This is a genomic window from Actinomadura logoneensis (assembly GCF_003428695.1).
Classification (GTDB): domain Bacteria; phylum Actinomycetota; class Actinomycetes; order Streptosporangiales; family Streptosporangiaceae; genus Spirillospora; species Spirillospora logoneensis.
Genome location: NZ_QURH01000525.1, coordinates 1 through 1,406 on the forward strand (window position 1 = coordinate 1; position 1,406 = coordinate 1,406).

Annotated in this window: 1 protein-coding gene and 1 pseudogene; both read right to left on the bottom strand. The window is 76.4% G+C overall.

Features of this window, described 5'->3' with window-relative positions; genetic code table 11:
* Nucleotides 1–374, bottom strand: a pseudogene (locus DZF91_RS23815) (sensor histidine kinase); the annotation flags it as partial.
* Between the two features lie 120 nt (nt 375–494).
* Complete coding sequence (locus DZF91_RS23820; RefSeq protein ID WP_117359545.1) at nt 495–1,262, bottom strand: class I SAM-dependent methyltransferase; 768 nt, start codon at nt 1,260–1,262, stop codon at nt 495–497.
* Nucleotides 1,263–1,406: the final 144 nt, after the last annotated feature.

A 1,406-nucleotide genomic window follows, 5' to 3' on the forward strand; every position in this document is an offset into this window, starting at 1 on the left:
AGCGCGGCGCCGGCCGCCACCGCCAGCGACCCGCCGACCGCCGCGCCCAGCAGCCAGCGCACGGCGGCGCGCGGCCCGTACAGCGTCGCCGCGTACAGGGCGTCGGTGTAGACGATCGCGCCGCCCAGGCCGGGCCCGAGCAGCAGCTCGGCGGCGTTGCCCACCGAGGAGACCGCCAGGCCGGTCATGGGCGCCGTCCGGCGGAACAGCATCCCGGCGCACATCACCGCGAGCGGGACGGCCCGCAGCGGCACCGGCGCGCTCCAGCCGTGCTCGGACCACCGGACGTACCCGTGGGCGTACAGCAGCAGCACGCCGCCCGCGAAGGCCAGCGCCGCGAGCAGGGCGTCCTGCCGGGTGGTGAAGCGAAGCACTCCCCCATCCCAGCACCATCCCCGGGCGCCCGCGCCCCTCCGCGAGGCCGGTCCCGCCTACATCGTTCGGAGTACGCGCGTGCCGCTCGGCCCGTGCGAGCCGGCGCGCCGTCCCGTTCGTCAGGCGGCGACGGCGCGGACGGCCAGGGTGATCAGCGGGAGGTCGAAGTCGCCGTCGGCGGTCTCCGGGGTGGCGCGCAGGTGGGCGACGACGCGCTCCAGCAGATCCCGGCGGGCCGGCTCGTCCATGATCAGGACGTGCGAGTGAGTGCCGATCGTCGCCGCCATCGACTCGGCCGTGCGGCGCTGGACGTGCGGGAACTCGGTCCGCTCCAGGTGCGGGAACAGCGGGTGGTCGGGCAGCGTCTTGGGGCGCCACCGGGTGGCCGTGACGGTGCTGCGGGCGATCCGCTTCATCTCCGCCACCCACGGCACGGCGTCGTCGTCCAGGTTCCAGAAGCCGCCCAGGACGCCGCCGGACGCCAGGACGCGGTGCATCTCGGGGTAGGCGCGGTCCATGTCGAACCAGTGCATGGCCTGCCCGACCAGGACGGCGTCGACCGCCCCGTCCGGCAGGGGGATCCGCTCGGCGGTGCCCTCCAGCGCGGTCACCCCGGGATGGGCGCGGCGCAGCTCGGCCAGCATCGCCGGATCCGGCTCCACGGCGGTGATCGCCTCCGCCGGGATGCCCGCGGCCCGCAGCACGCCGGTCAGCTTGCCCGTCCCGGCCGCCAGGTCGAGCACACGGGCCGGACGGCGGGTCAGGCGGTCCAGGACCCACCGGACGGCCGCGAGGGGGTAGTCGGGGCGCTCGGCGGCGTTGGAGCCGAAGGACGCGGCGCGGCGGGCCACGACGTCCTGGGGGGATTCCGGGAAGGCGTCCTGCATGCGGACAAGGCTAGAACCGCGAAGGCCGCACCCCGCTGCGGGGTGCGGCCTTCACACGACGTCGCAGGCCGGGCGTCCGGACCGCACGCACGGGACGTAACGGACCGCACGCGCGGCCCGACTCGGACGCGCGGCTCGGCTCGG

Coding starts and splice junctions, on each gene's coding strand:
- DZF91_RS23820 (WP_117359545.1), bottom strand. CDS start 1,262: ATGCAGGACGCCTTCCCGGAATCCCCCCAGGACGTCGTGGCCCGCCGC.